Source organism: Anaerococcus lactolyticus S7-1-13 (assembly GCF_000758765.1).
GTDB lineage: Bacteria > Bacillota > Clostridia > Tissierellales > Peptoniphilaceae > Anaerococcus > Anaerococcus lactolyticus.
The window spans coordinates 22,038-39,281 of sequence record NZ_JRMW01000018.1 but is presented as its reverse complement, the minus strand read 5'-3'; the positions used below and the strand labels follow the sequence as shown (position 1 = coordinate 39,281).

Genomic DNA, 17,244 nt, shown 5'->3' with positions numbered 1-17,244 from the left:
TTTTATGACTTTTTTCCTTTTCTTACAAGTTTTTATCTTACCGACATTCAATACTATAACATCTGTTTTTTGCTTTGTCAAATATTTTTTCAATTTTTTCATTGCTAAGATTAGCTCGCTTTTTATTTACTATTTTTCTTCTATATTATGTGCTTATTTTTTACTTTATTTTTTATAATGTTTATCATTTTTTCTTTTTCATGGGTATAAGTATAGAAGGAGGTAAGTATGAATTCTGAACAATTAAAAAGGATGCAAAATGATAAGGGTTTTATAGCTGCCCTTGATCAGAGTGGTGGTTCTACTCCAAAGGCATTGGAGCTTTATGGGGTTATGAAGGACTCTTACAGTAATGATGAAGAGATGTTTAATCTTGTTCATGAGATGAGAAAAAGAATTATTTGTGACAAGGCCTTCAATAAGGATAGGATTTTGGCTGCTATTTTGTTTAAGGTCACTATGAATTCTAAGATTGATGGTAAATATACTGCTGATTATCTTTGGGAAGATAAGGGTGTTGTGCCTATTCTTAAGGTTGATGAGGGTTTGGCTGAGAGGTCTAATGGCGTTTGCCTTATGAAACCTATGGCCCATCTTGATGAGCTTTTAGAAAATGCGAAAGACCGTCATATTTTTGGTACCAAGATGCGCTCTGTTATTTATGAATATAACGAAGAGGCCATCAAGGAAGTTGTTGACCAACAATTTGACTATGCGATGAAGATTTTCGGCGCTGGTTTTGTACCAATTATCGAGCCTGAGGTTGATATCCACGCTAAAGATAAGGCTAAAATCGAAGATATCTTAAGCATTTATATGGTTGAGGCGCTTAAGGATATACCTGATGATTATAAGTTTATCTTTAAACTCACCCTTCCAGAAGAGGCTGGTCACTACGATGTTCTCCTTGATTATCCTCAAACTGTAAGAATCGTGGCACTTTCTGGTGGTTATTCTAGGGATGAGGCCAATGAAAAATTAAAGGCTAATAAGAATGTTATTGCGTCTTTCTCTAGAGCCCTTGCCCAAGGACTTAATGTCAATGACACTGACGAAGAATTCACTAATAAACTTGATAAGTCAATTGAGGAAATTTACGAGGCTAGTATCTCTTAAGTTCCTTTGATCTTGCACATAAAAACTCCTAGCTGGATTTTAAGCTAGGAGTTTTTTTATTCTTCTGGTTCATAGTTTACTATGGCAACCATTTTTCCTTCTTTATCTTTTATTTTTCTGATTTTTTTGTCAAAGTCAAGTCTTTTCATCCATATTACCTTCTCGCATCCAAGGCATTTTAATTTGATGTCTGCGCCTAGCCTTTCGATTTGCCAGAGGTTTTCACCACAGGGATGACCCTTTTTGAGGGTGATTATGTCATTTAGCTTGTATTTTTTCATTTTTTAACTCCACTTTATTCGTCCTGATATTTCTCTTTTCCATTTCTTCTTTGACCAAGCTACGGGCAGCTCTTTGGTAGGCCCATTGGTAGCCTTCTTTTGTTGTCGCTGTCATTTTGACAAGGTAGACAACAGGTTCAAAAGATGTGATTTCAAAAAATTTAAATTCTTCGATAATCTTCCCCTTAAAATCATGATCGTGACCAAGTTTACTAGCCACAGTACTTATTATTTCCTTGGCTTCTTTGAGACTTACATCATAGGGTAGGGAAAAAGTCACCTGAGCAAGGTTATAGCCCCTATTAAAATTCTGAACGTTTTTTATTTGCGAATTTGGGATAATGTGAACAGATCCATTAAAATCTCTAATCAAAGTTGTCCTCAAACTTAATTTCTCAACTGTGCCTTCGCAACCTGCTGCTATTACCCAATCTCCGACCCTTATCCTGTCGTCAATTACAATAAAAATTCCCATGATAAAATCTTGGATAATAGTTTGAGATCCAAAGGCGATTGCGATACCACCTATCCCTGCTGTTGCAATTAAGGAAGATGTGTTTATGCCTACAGAATCCAAGATGATATTGGTCACTATAAAAATAATAGAAAATTTAATTATAGAATACAAAAGTTTGCTGATAGTCTCAACTTTGGCAGTGTTGCCGACTTTTGAAGTTTGATTTTTATTTAAGACCTTATTTAAACCCTTTTTGGCAAGTCTAATTAGGATGAAGCCTATAAGAATTGCAAGGCCAATAGTTATGAGTCTTGAAATTAGTACATTTTTAATAATGCCCCTCATCATTTGGTTTTTATTAAGGTCTTTCAATACTTGGTTTTCTAAATTTTCCATTTATTCTCCAATCTTTCCTATAATTTTTTTGGCAAGACCCTCGTGAAAGTCGCTTGCAAGATGGATTCCATCAAGGTAGTGCCCAGCAACAGTGTCTGCGTCTATATAGGATAGTCCCATCGTTTTGATTTTTTCCTTTAGACTTGCAATTTTCGCATTTATCTCCCCATAAATAGGGTAATACTCATCTTCTTCAAGGAAGGGTGGGATTACAAGAAGAATTTGTCCTGCCTTAGCTAGGTCCACTATACTTTTTAGGTTTTTAAAAACCAAATCTACAGAATAGCCGACCATAAAATCATTGGTGCCTCCAAAGATAATTAAGAGGTCGGCTGGGTCTGCCGTTAAAATATAACCTTCATATCTATCTAACATCTCTTCTGTTGTAGATCCATTTACACCAAGATTTACAACATCAAAACCCGCCTTTGATAAAAAGCGGGTATATGATTTATTTTCGACGAGATATCCTTCAGTGAAGGAATCTCCCAAACATATTATTTTCACTATTTGACCTTTTTAAGAGCTAGGGCTGTCCTACATGGGATATAAATTTTGATTCCATCGTAGTCAGTGCCTGGCAATCTTTCTGTATAATAAGATACTCCATGACTAATCCTGTCAAAGCCACCAAACCTTGCTTCGTCAGTATCCATCACTACCTTAAATTCCCCAATATCATGAATTGGTAGGTGGAAGGATTCGTAGGAATTTGTTGGGTGGAAATTGAAAAGATATACGATATCCTTATTCCTAAAGGCTATGATTTTTCTATCATTATCTAGCCAGAGCCTGTAGGTGTCATTACCTAACTGGTGGTTTTGCTTGGCAAAGGCAAGCATAGCCTGGTCAAAGTCTGCCAAAAATTTGTATTTCAAATACTCTGCATCTCTTAGGGACCACTGACGACGAGCGTAGTGGTAGGAATAACCGTTGCCTTCTCTTGGGAAGTCAATCCACTCTGGGTGACCAAATTCATTGCCCATAAAGTTTAAATACCCGTCAGCACCTTCTGAAATTGTAATCCACCTAATCATCTTGTGGAGGGCTATGGCACGATCTATCTCAAAATTATGAATATCAGTCGCCATAGAGTCATACATCTCAGCATCAGCCAGCTGGAAGATAGTTGTTTTTGAACCAACTAGGGCCTGGTCATGGCTTTCAACATAACCAATTCTCTTTTCGTTTGGCCTGTGAGTTGTAAGCTCATACCACATATTCGAAAGATTCCAATCGTGGTCATCTCTCTTTAGGGTCCTCTCCCAGAAATCTGGCATACCCATAGCAAGCCTGTAATCAAAGCCAATTCCACCCTGGCTAACAGGTAGGCACATGCCAGGCATACCTGACATATCTTCTGCTATGGTAATAGCGTTTGGTTTTACTTCTCTGATTAGTTCATTTGCCATTTGCAAATAATTTAGGGCATCTATGTCTGTATTCATAGAAAAATATTTTGCATAAGAGTCGAAGGCTTCGCCACGTCCGTGGTTTTTATAAATCATAGATGTGACTCCATCAAATCTGAAGCCATCAAAGTGGAATTCTTCTAGCCAATATTTCACATTTGAAAGCAGGAAGTGAACAACTCCACCCTTGTGGTAGTCAAAAAGTTTAGAATCCCAATCTGGGTGGTTGCCCTCATCTCCAGCGTGGAAAAATTGGTAGTCTGTTCCGTCAAATTCATTAATACCTTCGGCTGTATTTTTTACCGAATGTGAATGGACTAGGTCCATTATCACATTTAGTCCCATCTCATGGGCTGTATTTATAAGGCTTTTAAGGTCCTTGCTCTCCCCGTACCAAGAAGATGGAGCAAAGAAATTTGCCACTTGGTAACCAAAGGAAGCGTAGTAAGGATGTTCGGCTATAGCCATCAATTGAACTGTATTGTAGCCACCAGCCTTAATCCTTGGGAGGATATATTTTTCAAATTCTTTATAGGACGAAACCTTGCCTTCTTCACCTGCCATGCCTATGTGGGCTTCGTAGATTAGAAGGTCTTTGTTATTTATTTTAAATTTCTTATCAGTCCACTCAAAATCTTTGCGTGGATTCTCTAAAATTGCTGCAAAATCAAGGTCTTCATTTCTTTCTACCCTGCGGGCAAAAATAGGAATTCTTTCCTTGATTTCACCATTTGCGTCAACAAGAACTTTTAGCCTAGACTTGTGAGGGATAGTCCTAACCCCCTTAACAAAAATTTCCCAGTCTTCACCGTTAATTTTTCTTAGAGGGTGGGAGTGCTTATCCCAATTATTAAAGTCGCCTATAAGGTAGAGTCCATTTGCATTTGGGGCCCATTCCCTATATATCCAGCCTCCATCAACCTTGTGAAAACCGTAATAATTATGAGCGTTGGCAAATTCTTTAAGTGATTTACCACCAGCTAAAAAATTCTTTTTTTGTTCTTCTAGCCTATCCATTCTTAGATTTATATCATTTTCATAGTCACTTAAGTAAGGGTCTATATCTAATATTTCCCACCTTGCCATTGCTGCCTCCTGTATTTCTATTCTTTCTTACTTTCTATAACCTTTTGGGTGATTTCTCTTGGAACTTCTTCATATCTTACAAAATCCATTGAGAAAGTTCCCCTAGCTGATGTTTGGCTTCTAAGGTCGATGGCATAGGTTAGAACTTCTGCAAGTGGAGCTTCAGCCTTGATTACTTGGCTACCATCTTCCTGTGGTTCCATACCTAAAATCCTGCCACGTCTCTTGTTCATATCACCCATAACATCGCCCATGTTTTCGTCTGGAACATTGATTTCTAGACTCATAACAGGTTCTAGTAAAATTGGGTCTGCTTCTTCAATGCCCTTCTTGAAGGCAATTCTTGCAGCTGTTTTGAAGGCTTGTTCATTAGAATCAACTGGGTGGTAAGAACCATCGTAAAGGGTTGCCTTAATACCTGTAACCTTGTAACCTGCAAGTGGTCCTTCTGCTAGGGATTCTTCTAGTCCCTTTTCTACTGCTGGGAAGTAATTCTTTGGCACAGCGCCACCAAATACTTCTTCATCAAAAACAAAGTCTTCTTCGCTTGGTTCAAACCTGATAAATACGTCACCATATTGGCCAGCACCACCAGATTGTTTTTTATGTCTACCTTGAACATCTGACTTGCCCTTGATTGTTTCTCTGTAAGGTATCTTGTATTCGATAATTTCTGTATTTACAGAATAGTTGTCTTTTAACTTATCCATCAAAACTTCAAGCTGAACATTGCCAAGACCTGATAGAACTTGTTGGCTTGTTTCTCTGTTCATCTCGTTTGCAAAAGTTGGGTCTTCTTCATTTAGTTTTTGAAGAGCCTCTGAAATCTTATCCTCATCAGCACGGCTAACAGCCTTGATTGCATAGAATAAAACTGGTTTTGGATAAGAAATCTTCTTATACTCAATTTTATTTTCCTTAGTGCAAAGAGTATCGCCTGTTTGGGTCTTATCAAGCTTAGCAAAGGCAGCTATATCCCCTGCCACAACCTTGTCAGCCTTGATTTGCTCATTGCCCCTTAGGAAGAAGAGTGAAGAAATTTTTTCTTCAGCATCCTTTGTAGCATTAAATAATTTATCATCTTTAGAAATAGAACCACTAACTACCTTGAAAATTGAAATTTTGCCAAGGAATGGATCTGCTAGAGTTTTGAAAACTACAGCTGAGAATGGCGCATCTTCCTTAGTTTCGAAAGCCTTATAACCATCAGCAACCCTAAAACCAATATTTGCAGATTCGTCATCTATTGATGGCATATACTTACAAATTACATCTAGAAGTGAAGTTAGACCAATCATCTTTTCGGTTGAACCTGCGATTAGTGGTACAACCTTGCCTTCAAGGATGGCTTTAGATAAACCTTCTCTAATCTCTGCTTCGCTAAATTCTTCGCCTTCAAAGAATTTTTCCATAAGGGCATCATCAGATTCAGCAACAGCTTCTATAACTTTATTATAAACTTCTTCCACTTCTGCCATTCTGATTTCTGGGATTTCTAGCTCTTTCTTTTCGTTATTTTCATAAGAATAAGCCTTTTTATCCATAACGTCGATGATACCTTCAAAGTTATCACCTTCGCCAAGCATTAGAGTAAGTGGGGTAACCTTTTTACCAAACTCAATATGCAAATCAGAAACAACCTTATTAAAATTAGCGTTTTCCTTATCTAGTTTGTTAACAAAAATAATTGATGGGAGGTTGATTTTTTGGGTATATTTCCAATATTTTTCTGTACCTACTTCGATTCCCTTTTCACCGTCTATAACAAAAAGCGCACTCTCAGCAGCCCTCAAAGACTGAAGAACTTCGCCTTCAAAGTCAAAAAATCCTGGAGAATCTATGAAATTTAATTTAAAATCGTTATACTCTATTGGAATTATTGAAGTTTGGAGAGAGATATGTCTTTTCTTCTCTTGTTTTTCGTAGTCAGAAACAGTATTTCCATTTTCTATCCTACCTTTTTTATCTATAACTCCGGTCTTAAATAAAAGGGCTTCAGTAAGTGATGTTTTACCTGCACCCGAATGCCCTACCAAGGCTAAATTCCTAATATTAGATGTCTTATAATTTTTCATAATATATCTCCTTCTGGACTTTATCTATTGTTAATAAAATGTCCATTTTTATATTTATAATAATATTATATAATATTTCGCATAAAATTTCTACCTTTTCAAGAAAATGTTTTCACTTGTGCGCAAAATAAAACTCCCAAAGCGCTTGGGCTCGGGAGTCTACTTTTTAAATTTATTTTTCACATAGTCCCACACAGTCAAGGACCTCCTGAGTTTCTCATCCGGTAGGTACTTGTTTAGGGCTCTTAGGATAGCCTTGTTGTCAGAGCTATTAAAGATAAAGTCGCCGTCTTTCTTGGTATGGATAGCAAATCGTGTAATCTTTTTCTTAAAAATTACTGATGCTGTTACCATTTTTATTTCTGTGTAAGGTATTTGAATAAAATCTCTCACATTTCTCTCGTTGTAGTATTCTAGGGCCTTATTACCTACTAGGATGTCACCATGACTGGTGAGGCCTCCTAAGTAATTTGCCTTTGTTTGGTAGTCGATCTTGGTGTTTTGACTTTCTACCATACTACATAATGTGGAAATATTTCGCAACTATACCTATAGCAAAAAGAGCTAGGATAATTGTGATTGGTGATACGTTTTTCTTTAAAAGCTTACAAATACCAAGGGTTAGGAGTAATGGAACTAGACCTGGTATTAGTGAGTCTAAGTTTTGTTGAAGTGTGGTTACCTTAACTTGGTCAAGGGCTGTTGGTCCTATAGCTGAAAATTGTTTTAGAGCTTGTTGGATACCTTCAGCGCCTGCTGGTAGGGCTGCCCAATCAATATAAGAACCTGGTTGTTGGGTTACTTTTGCAACATCTAGGGCAAATTTAATTGATACCCATCTTTGTACTAGGGCACCGATTATGAACATACCAAGGATGGATGCCATAAGGGTAATCCTACCTAAGAGTCCACCTGAAAGGTCTTTGGTGATTTGGTTTCCTGCCTTGTAGCCCATTTCTTGGGTCTTCCACTCAAATATCATCCTGATTGCATTCCATGCAATGAAGAAAATAAGTGGACCAACAAGAGAACCTGTTAGGGCCATAGATGCACCGAGAGCACCTAGGATTGGTCTAAGAGTAAACCAGAATACTGGGTCACCTACACCTGCTAGAGGTCCCATCATACCAACTTTTACACCTTGGATAGCTGCATCGTCGATTGCAGTACCGTTGGCTTTTTCTTCTTCCATAGCAAGGGTCACACCCATAACTGGGCTAGAAACGTAAGGGTGGGTGTTGTAAAACTCTAAGTGTCTCTTAAGAGCTTCTACTTGGTCTTCTTTTTTTGTATATAATTCTTTGATAGCTGGGATCATAGAGAAAGCCCAACCACCATTTTGCATTCTTTCGTAGTTCCAAGAACCTTGAAGGAATTGGTGACGCCACCAAACTTTTTTGCGGGTAGCATCTGAAAGAACTACTTTTTTATTATTTAATGTATCTGTCATAGCTTCTCCTTAATAATCATTGATTATATCGCCGAGTGGGTCGCCTGAACCAGCATTTCCACCTGGATTAGATGTAGCAAGGCTCTTTAGGGTCATATAAATCATTGCAAGAACAACACCTATAACACCAAGAGCTATTAGGGTTAGGTTTGGAATGGCTGCAATAACAAAACCTAGGGCAAAGAATGGCCAAGTTTCTTTTGTGCTCATCATGTTAATAACCATTGCATAACCTACTGCTGCTACCATACCACCACCTACTGCCATACCACCTGTAAGCCATTCTGGCATCCTGTTAAGTTGTTCTGTTACAACTGCTGGTGGGATGAAGCAAAGAGCTATGGCAGGAACTAAGATACGCACACCTTGCATAGCAACTGCTAGCCATGATAAGGCTTCAATCTTGCCAAAGTTAGCATCTTCAGCTGCTGCATCCATGCCGTGAACAATCGGAATAGCAAAAGTTCTAGCAAGCATGGTCAAGAATAAACCTGCTACAGAAAGTGGGATTGCAAGAGTAATAGATGTGTTAATTGCATCTGTAGCATTGGCGCTACCACCTTCTAGTGCTAAAACCATGATGATAGCTGAAGCTACTGATGCCAAAGCAGCATCTGGAGCTACTGCCGCACCTACGTTTGCCCAACCAAGGGCAATCATTTGAAGTGAACCGCCAAGTATAATTCCTTCCTTAAGATGACCTGTTACAAGACCGATTAGGGTACAAGCAACAACTGGTTGGTGGAATTGGAACTGATCCAAAATACCTTCACAACCTGCAAGGAAAGCTACTATGCCGATTAAAACTATATTAATAAAATTCATAATCTCTCCTATATATTTAATTCAGATTTCGCTTTTTGAAGAAGGCTATCTAGGTCCTCAGCCCTGTCAGCTGGCACCTTCCTAACATCAAACTTAATGCCCTTAGCCTTTAATTTCTCAAGGGTTTTAACATCGTCAGTACCCATAGCAAGGGCGTTTGTCACAACAACCTTTCCCTTAGAATGGGCCATAGATCCGAGGTTGACTTCAGAAATTTCTCCGCCGCCTTCAACGTATTCTAGAACGTCTTGTGGGGTTTCAAATAAAAGAAGCGCCTTGGTTAGACCAAAACGAGGGTCCTTGTCAATTTCAATCATCTTCTTGATTGGAATAACGTGAACCTTAACTCCTGGAGGAGCAGCCTCCATAATCATTGATTTACGAAGCTCATCGTGGGCAACCTTATCTGATACAACAATAATCCTGTCGGGACCAACTGTCTTTGTCCAAGTAGTTGCAACTTGGCCATGAAGAAGCCTTGTATCAACTCTAGCTAGGCCAATTTTAATCTTGCCATCTCCAAGAACAGTTCCCTCCGGAATGCTGCCTCCAACATTTTTACCCTTATCCTTTGAGGTCGCTGGCACTTCCAAAACTGGATTAACATCGTCAGGTTTGCCCTTAATGCCTTCCTTAGCACTCTTGATAATAACCTTAGCAATAGCGTGAGAAGAACTTTCGGTGAATCTTTCAGATAAAGCTTCGATTACCATAGGAAGGTTAAGACCAGCAACAATAGCCCACTTATCTTCATGTCCGTCAAAAACAGCTGAAGATTGGTTAAAAGGTGTGCCGCCCCAAAGGTCACATAAAAATAGGATTTCTTCTGCATCGACTTTAGCAATAGCAGCTTCTAGGTTTGCCCTAAATTCATCTGGACCCATGGAAGGCTTAAGAACAACTGCTTCAAACTTATCTTGAGCGCCAAAAATCATTTGAGCTGACTCTTTGATCCCCTCAGCAAAAGCCCCATGGCTTGCAAGGATGATTCCTACCATAACATCTCTCCTTTCTTTATTTCCTGGAATAACTCCAGATATTTTACTTTTTTTGCATTCCCGGAATGCAGCACGATTTTTTTTGCATTCCTATGCTAGTTTGATTTGTTTTTATACAATATAAAATTATTTTTAAAATCCAAGATTTTGCATTTTTTACTAAAATATTAGATAACCTTTTTTTATTATTTAAAATGTCCGAATTATTTAAAACGCTTATTTTATTTACTATTTTTCTTCGGAACTTTATATTTTAGATAATTATTTTCCTATTCTGAATATCTTCGTAAATGGGGAAACCCTAGGGACAACTTGCCCAAGCGGCCTAGAGCGTCGCACGTTCCCCAACCTGCCTCCCCATGCCCCTCTCGGCTACCCCCTCCGGGCGACCGAAAACCCGTTTGCTTCGCAAAGTCGCTTTGAGGTTCTTTTTGCTTCTTTTTCCAATTAATAATTACAATAAATTTTCCTTTGAAACTTTTTTAAAAATTAATTTCAGCTTTTTTCTTAGATTTCTTTATTCAATTTTATCTTGTTTTTATTACAAATCAGTGCTTTCATTATATCATATTAGCACAAAAAACAGAAACCTTTTGTGTTATTTTTTTCACTAGCCTTGATTTTGTTTTTTTAATTCTCAGTATCTGCTGGGAAAAATATTCCTGCTTCTATTCTCGCTTGGTTTAGGGTTTCGGCTGTGTTTAGGGTGATTTCTTTTAGTTTTTCTACCCTTTCCATGTCCCTTTCTCTTATAATTTTTTCAAACTCAACAAATTCGTAGAAAAGTCTGGATTTATCTTCATTTTCGTTGTAAGTTTGGTAGTCGCCATGGGTTTTTTTAATCCTATATGATCCTATAGTGCTTACAGTGTCTGGAATTTCTATGGTTCCTTCTTCCCCTTGGATTGTGTTTAAAAATCCTGCCGCACTATCCTTAGCGCCTATACAAACTGCCTTGAAATCGTCGTATTCCAATACGCATACACCTGATGTATCAATTGACTTTTCGATGTTTGGAAAATACCTCACATCTTTTGGTTTCCCAAATAAATTTATGACATAGTCAATGTTATAAATATTGAGATCCATTAGAGCGCCACCTGCATTTTCCAAAGAAAAAACTGGTGCTAGGTCGCCTTGTTTAAAACGATCATACCTGGATGAATATTGGGAGTAGTTGAAGGATACAATTTTAATTTTTCCAAGCTTTTTAATCTCCTCTTTGATCTTAACTGCGTTTGGGATAAAGCGATTTGATATGGCTTCTAGGACGATTTTTCCCTTGGCTTCTGCTTTTTTGAAAATCTTAAGCGCCTGGTTTACATTGGCTGTAAAAGGCTTTTCGCAGATAATGTCCTTATCAGCATCAAGGGCCTTATCCATGACTTCGTAGTGAAGATTATTTGGAAGGGCCACATAAACTACTTCGACTTCTGGATTTGCAAGTAATTTTTCATAATTGGTGTAGTAAGATTTTATCCCATACTTTTCTGACAGGTCCTTAAGCTTATCCTCGCTCCTTGGAGTAGCTGCAATAGCGATGACTTCAATGTTTGATACATCCTTTATAAATCCTAATACTTCTTGGGCTATCATACCAGCCCCTATTATTCCTAATTTCATTTTTCTTCCTTTCTATATAATTTATTATTACCCATTTTCTTCCAATTACACCTAGGGCTAAAAATTGCCCAGCTTAAGAGTATAGTTACCTTAACGACAATAAACAAAGGATGAACTATGAATAAAAATTACGAATTAATCAAAAGTGAAAATTTCCCTGCTATAGGGATTGAAGCCTTCCACTATAGACATATAAAAACAAGAGCGAATATTGTTTTTGCCAAAAAGGACGATGCCAACAAGACCTTTGGTATTAGTTTTAAAACTCCTCCAACAAATTCAAAGGGCATGGCTCACATCATGGAGCACTCCGTCCTTAATGGATCAGAAAAATTTCCATCCAAGGACCCTTTTATGGCCATGGATTCTTCAAGTTTGCAAACTTTTTTAAATGCCATGACCTATCCAGACAAGACTGTTTTCCCTGTTTCTAGTGAAAATGACAAGGACTTTAAAAACCTCGTTGACGTCTACACTGACGCTGTTTTTGCACCCCTTGTTATAGAAAAAAAGGAAATCTTAGACCAGGAAGGTTGGCACTACGACCTTGATGGCGATAAGGTTGTGGGAGTTTCTGGCGTTGTATATAACGAGATGAAGGGGGCCCTTTCAGATCCAGAAAGCCTTATAGATAATGATATAAATTCATATTTGTACAAAAATTCACCTTACCAATACGAATCTGGTGGCGACCCACGCGTCATTAAAGATTTAACCTATGATGAATTTAGAGAATTTTATAAAAACCACTACCATCCTTCAAATGCCTATATTTATTTTTATGGAAACATAGATGACATTGATACCTACCTGGCGAAATTAGACGAGGACTATCTATCCAAGTACGACTACAAAGACCTAAACCTAGCCATAGAAGTAAAAGAAAATATTTATGAAAACCCAATTGAGTCTACCTATCCAGCAAGTGAGGAAAAATCTGGCGAGGATTATATGACCTATGCCATGCTTAGCCACTCTGCTCTTGATATCAAGGAAACACTCACAGCTGCCATCCTAGTAAATGCCCTTTTCAACATGGATTCATCAAAAATCAGAACTGAAATCCAAGAAAAACTTGCACCAGAATATTTTTATGCGAGAAATGCCTACGGAAACAGGTCTGCCCTTATAATCCAGGCCCAAAAAACTGACGCAAGCAAAAAGAATGACTTTGTAGAAATAATCGAAAGAGGCCTTAGAAATGCTAGCGAGGGTATCAACAAGGAAGCCCTCAAATCAGCCTTTTCTCTCTTCGATTTTGGTCAAAGGGAAAATCTCAATTCTGTAAATGCCGGCCTAAACTACTACCTATCCATGTCCTTTGATGCTGATCCTTTTGAAGTTTTTAGGTTGGTTGATTATTTAAAAGAATTAAAATCCCTAATCGACACTACCTATTACGAGGACTTTATAAAGAAATTTTACCTAGATAATCCAACTAAACTTGTCCATATTTCAAGACCATCAGTAGATTATAATAAAAATCAAGAGGAAGATTTCCAAAAACACCTGGATATAATCAACAAAGAAATGACTCCAGAAAAACTCGCCCAAATCAAAGAAGATTTGGCAAGGCTAAAGGCCTACCAGGACAGTGAAGATAGCGAAGAAATAAAGGCGATGATTCCAAAACTTGATATAGAAGACGTGCCAACACAGACCAGACCAGTGCCAAGAGAGGTAGAAACCGACAACTTTGAATACGTCTTTAACGACCTTGCCACAGCAGGCTTAACCTACACAGATATGTATTTTAATGTGGGCCACCTAAGTCTTGATGACTTCAAATACGCCCAACTTCTCGGCGAACTTCTAGGTTCCATTGACACAAAAACTATGAAATATACAGAAATTGACGACCTAATCTGGCAAAGGCTCGGCTCACTTAATTTCTCAATTATGACCTTCAAAAAAGGACCAGAAGAAATCGACAGGACCTTTAAGGTATCTTTCAAAACCCTTCCTGCCTACACCAAGGAAGCAACAAAGATTGTAAAAGATTTCATCTCAAATTCCCTATTTGCAAACCAGGCAAGGATTCTTGAGCTTTTGAGGATAAGAAAGGCTGTCTTTGAGTCAAAAATGTATGATACTGGCCACATGATAGCCATCAACAGGGCCAACGCTCACATCGACAAGCACGCCTTTATCCAAGAAAACCTCTCAGGCATAGCCTACTATGATTTCATCAAGGAAAATATCGCCCTTGCCGAAAATAATTTCAAAGAGCTAAGGGTGCGACTTGAAAATGTTTATAAAAGGATTTTCACCAAGGATCTTTCAATCAATATCACAAGCGAAAAAGCAAACTATGACTTGATGAAAGCAGCGATAAATTCAGAATTTAATAGCCTTGGCGATAGGGAAAATGATGGGGAATTTGCTTTTGAAAGCAGGCCAAGAAAAGAAGCCATAATGACTGATGCCAATGTAAACTACGTTTCAAAATCGGCTAACTTCTACGATTTTGAAGGTGGTTACAAGGGCAAGTTCCTCCTATCTGGCTCAATCATGTCAAACCCTTACCTCTATTCCCTAATCAGAGCCCAGGGTGGTGCCTACGGGGCAGGCATGTTTATATCAAGGTCTATGCTCCTTGCAACCTATTCCTACAGGGACCCAAATATTTCTTCAACTATCGATGCCTTCAATAGTCTTGGAGATATAGCCAAAGACCTTGAAATGACTGATAGGGACTTTGAAAACCAAAAAATTTCTTCTATGGGTTCGATTCTAAGACCAAGAAGTCCAAAGCAAATGGGCGATGCCGACTACTCCTACTTTAGGATTCCTTCTGCAAAAAAAGAAGACGACATCCTAGCTGAAATCAAGTCTGCTAGCCTTGATGACATAAAATCCCTTAGCGAATCTTTTAAAAAGGCCATGGAACTTGATAACTTGGTTGTTTTTGGTGCAAGAGCTGACATAGAAAAAAATAAAGACCTCTTCGATGAAATTAAGGATTTAAAAAATAGCTAATTTAAAGATAATTAATTTTCACATTAAGAATTTTAAAATTTTTTATCCTATAGTATAATTTAAGCAAGAGGAAAATCACCTTTTGCAAGGAGATAAGATGAAGAAAAAAGATAAATTTAGTCAAAAAGATGCTTTTAACATCAATTTTGACTTTGACGATATAGATTTTGAATCTATCGGGGAAACTATAAAAAATTCTGTAAATAAGGCTGTATCAAGCTTTTCCAAGGGATATAAGAAAAATTTACCAGCAGCAAAAAATCCTGATATTTGCGAGCAAAAACCTAAGGAAAAATCCAAGTCAAGCCTCTTAAAAATCGGGGCCTTCATTGTAGGATCGACCCTTTTTGCCATTGGTATGGACACAATTGAAAATTGGGGCCTTGGAGCAAAAATGATCGGCCTCCTATGTCTAGGAGGTGCTGTAGCCGCGCCAGTCCTCATGTGGAAGCTATCTAGCCACTACAAAAGGCTTGCCATAAATTATTCCAGATATAGGCGTGAGCTTGGAAACTCAACCATTATCTCAATAAGAGACTTGGCCAGTGCAGTTTCCCAAACCGAGGAAGAAACCATCAAAGATTTGCTTTATTTTATGAAGCAAAACTATTTCAAACAGGCAAGGATTGTTGAAAATGACTCGATTTTCATCCTCGACATCCCAACCTTCAAGCTTTACAAGGAAAACCTCGGCAGAGTGCCTTCCTACGAAAAAGACCAAATAGGACCTACAGATGACTTTGATACCCAAAAAGCTTCCGATATTCTTACTAATTGCGGAAAAATCCTAATGGATATGGAAGAAAAGGCTAAGAAGATTTCTTCACCTAGCTTTAGGTCTAACCTGGCTCCACTTTTTGAAAACATCAAGGATATCCTAAGTATTTTAGAAAAATACCCGGACAAGGCCCTTGCCCTAAACAAATTCAACGATTTTTACATGCCAACCTCATCCAAACTCGTTGAATCCTACCAAGAATTTGAAGCGTTAGAAACCACTGATGCCAAGATTTTGAAGTCTATGGCAGAAATCGAAAGTTCCATCAAAACCATTACCGAGGCCTTTGACAAAATAAAAGTCGACCTCATATCTGACAGAGCCATGGACATAAAGACTGATATTGACACAATTAACCTTGTTTTAAAACAAGAAGGACTAGTGGAAGGAGACTTTAAAGACTATGAGTGATATTGAATTAAAACTAGATGGTATCGAAGAAAACGACGAAAAACTCGACCAAATCCTAAAAGCAGAGCCAGAAAAAATCGAAAATAAAATCGTCTTTACAGAAGCTGAGGAAAAGATGATAGACGAATTTTCCAAAAAAATCGACCTAGACAACACCAACATCATCCTCCAATACGGGTCAGGTGCCCAAAAGAAGATTTCAACCTTCTCCGAAAAAACCCTAGACGCTGTAAAAGACAAGGACCTAGGCCAAATAGGCAAGCTCCTTGATACAGTAGTTATGGACATCAAAACCATGGACGATGAAGAAGAGAGCAAGGGACCCCTTGGCTTTTTCAAAAAGGCTGGCAGGAAAATTGAAAACCTCAAAGTCAGATACCAGTCCACCGAAAAAAACATCAATGAAGTCGCCAGAGCCCTAGAGAACCACCAAATCACCCTCATGAAAGACATCTCCATGTTAGATCAAATGTACGACTTAAACGAGGAATATTACAAGGAAATCTCCATGTATATCGAGGCAGGCAAGAGAAAATTAGATGACCTCTACAAAAATGACCTACCTGACCTAGAAAGAGCTGCAGCAGAGTCAAACCTTCCCCTCGACGCCCAAAAAGTCAACGACCTAAAGGCCCAGGCCAACCGTTTTGAGAAAAAACTCCACGATCTTGACCTAACAAGGATGGTTTCAATTCAGATGGCCCCACAAATAAGGATGGTCCAATCATCAAATTCCATTATGGCAGAAAAAATCCAGACAACCATAGTCACAACCATCCCACTTTGGAAAAACCAAATGGTCCTAGCCCTCGGCATGCACCACACCGACCAAGCCATCAGGACCCAACAAATGGTCACCGACCTAACCAATGATCTCTTAAAGAAAAACGCTGACACCCTAAAGCAAAACACAATAGAAACTGCCAAGGCAACAGAACGTGGCATAGTCGATGTGGAAACCATCAAACACACCAACGATGCCTTGATATCAACTATTGAAGAAGTAAGAAATATCCAAATCGAAGGTGCCAAAAACCGACAAAAAGCCCAAGCCGAAATCAGAAACCTAGAAGAAGAACTAAAAAAGAACCTAACCAGGAGAAACTAGGGTATAATATAAGTGAGAATGTTTATCAAATAATAAATAATAACTAACTTTAAAGTAAGGCTTTTTTAAAATTTGAGACCCCCTTGAACTAAAAACCGTGTAAGTAAAAAGCTTGCCAAAGGCAAGCCACCCTTTTTTGCCCTCCGCTAAGGAGCCGGCTGCGGGGTGTAACGGGGAGGGGGTTTAAGGGGGAGCCCGATGAGGGACCATCCGGAAGGTCCCTTGGGGCTCCCCCTTTGAACGAAGCAA

The 17,244-nt window shown here is 38.4% G+C and carries 14 protein-coding genes; 4 read left to right on the top strand and 10 right to left on the bottom strand.

The window, feature by feature from the left end; all coding sequences use genetic code 11:
* Window positions 1-228: 228 nt before the first annotated feature.
* Window positions 229-1,116 (top strand): fructose bisphosphate aldolase, encoded by an 888-nt coding sequence (locus tag HMPREF1630_RS01265; protein WP_037326334.1) that lies wholly within the window; start codon window positions 229-231, stop codon window positions 1,114-1,116.
* Window positions 1,117-1,172: 56 nt separating this feature from the next.
* On the opposite strand, the gene HMPREF1630_RS01260 is transcribed toward HMPREF1630_RS01265, so the two are convergent.
* From HMPREF1630_RS01260 to HMPREF1630_RS01215, 10 genes are all read right to left on the bottom strand, one after another.
* Window positions 1,173-1,397, bottom strand: coding sequence for a DUF951 domain-containing protein (locus HMPREF1630_RS01260; protein ID WP_004830143.1), 225 nt, complete (start codon window positions 1,395-1,397; stop codon window positions 1,173-1,175).
* Window positions 1,375-2,250, bottom strand: a complete 876-nt coding sequence (locus tag HMPREF1630_RS01255) for a mechanosensitive ion channel family protein (protein ID WP_037326332.1) — start codon at window positions 2,248-2,250, stop codon at window positions 1,375-1,377. Before HMPREF1630_RS01255 ends, HMPREF1630_RS01260 begins: the two co-directional genes overlap by 23 nt.
* Complete coding sequence (locus HMPREF1630_RS01250; RefSeq protein ID WP_004830139.1) at window positions 2,251-2,757, bottom strand: GDSL-type esterase/lipase family protein; 507 nt, start codon at window positions 2,755-2,757, stop codon at window positions 2,251-2,253.
* Window positions 2,757-4,748: an alpha-amylase family glycosyl hydrolase gene (locus HMPREF1630_RS01245; RefSeq protein WP_037326325.1), complete on the bottom strand. Its 1,992-nt coding sequence runs from the start codon at window positions 4,746-4,748 to the stop codon at window positions 2,757-2,759. Before HMPREF1630_RS01245 ends, HMPREF1630_RS01250 begins: the two co-directional genes overlap by 1 nt.
* A gap of 17 nt (window positions 4,749-4,765) precedes the next feature.
* Window positions 4,766-6,823, bottom strand: a complete 2,058-nt coding sequence (fusA, locus tag HMPREF1630_RS01240) for an elongation factor G (RefSeq protein WP_004830135.1) — start codon at window positions 6,821-6,823, stop codon at window positions 4,766-4,768.
* A gap of 159 nt (window positions 6,824-6,982) precedes the next feature.
* Window positions 6,983-7,339, bottom strand: coding sequence for a DUF956 family protein (locus HMPREF1630_RS01235; RefSeq protein WP_037326323.1), 357 nt, complete (start codon window positions 7,337-7,339; stop codon window positions 6,983-6,985).
* 1 nt (window position 7,340) lies between these two features.
* Window positions 7,341-8,273, bottom strand: a complete 933-nt coding sequence (locus HMPREF1630_RS01230; RefSeq protein WP_004830131.1) for a PTS system mannose/fructose/sorbose family transporter subunit IID — start codon at window positions 8,271-8,273, stop codon at window positions 7,341-7,343.
* A 9-nt stretch (window positions 8,274-8,282) separates the two neighbouring features.
* Complete coding sequence (locus tag HMPREF1630_RS01225) at window positions 8,283-9,098, bottom strand: PTS mannose/fructose/sorbose transporter subunit IIC (RefSeq protein WP_004830129.1); 816 nt, start codon at window positions 9,096-9,098, stop codon at window positions 8,283-8,285.
* Window positions 9,099-9,106: 8 nt separating this feature from the next.
* Window positions 9,107-10,096, bottom strand: coding sequence for a PTS sugar transporter subunit IIB (locus HMPREF1630_RS01220; RefSeq protein ID WP_037326321.1), 990 nt, complete (start codon window positions 10,094-10,096; stop codon window positions 9,107-9,109).
* Between the two features lie 630 nt (window positions 10,097-10,726).
* A complete protein-coding gene (locus HMPREF1630_RS01215) occupies window positions 10,727-11,719 on the bottom strand; it encodes a Gfo/Idh/MocA family protein (RefSeq protein WP_037326319.1) in 993 nt (330 codons plus the stop codon).
* Window positions 11,720-11,836: 117 nt separating this feature from the next.
* On the opposite strand from HMPREF1630_RS01215, the gene HMPREF1630_RS01210 reads away from it, so the two are divergent.
* The 3 genes from HMPREF1630_RS01210 to HMPREF1630_RS01200 all read left to right on the top strand — a co-directional run bounded on the left by HMPREF1630_RS01210 (window position 11,837) and on the right by HMPREF1630_RS01200 (window position 16,995).
* Window positions 11,837-14,698 (top strand): insulinase family protein, encoded by a 2,862-nt coding sequence (locus HMPREF1630_RS01210; RefSeq protein ID WP_037326316.1) that lies wholly within the window; start codon window positions 11,837-11,839, stop codon window positions 14,696-14,698.
* A 97-nt stretch (window positions 14,699-14,795) separates the two neighbouring features.
* On the top strand, window positions 14,796-15,887 hold the full coding sequence (locus HMPREF1630_RS01205) for a 5-bromo-4-chloroindolyl phosphate hydrolysis family protein (RefSeq protein ID WP_037326313.1): 1,092 nt from the start codon (window positions 14,796-14,798) through the stop codon (window positions 15,885-15,887).
* Window positions 15,880-16,995, top strand: a complete 1,116-nt coding sequence (locus HMPREF1630_RS01200) for a toxic anion resistance protein (protein ID WP_037326310.1) — start codon at window positions 15,880-15,882, stop codon at window positions 16,993-16,995. Before HMPREF1630_RS01205 ends, HMPREF1630_RS01200 begins: the two co-directional genes overlap by 8 nt.
* The last annotated feature ends 249 nt before the right edge of the window (window positions 16,996-17,244 follow it).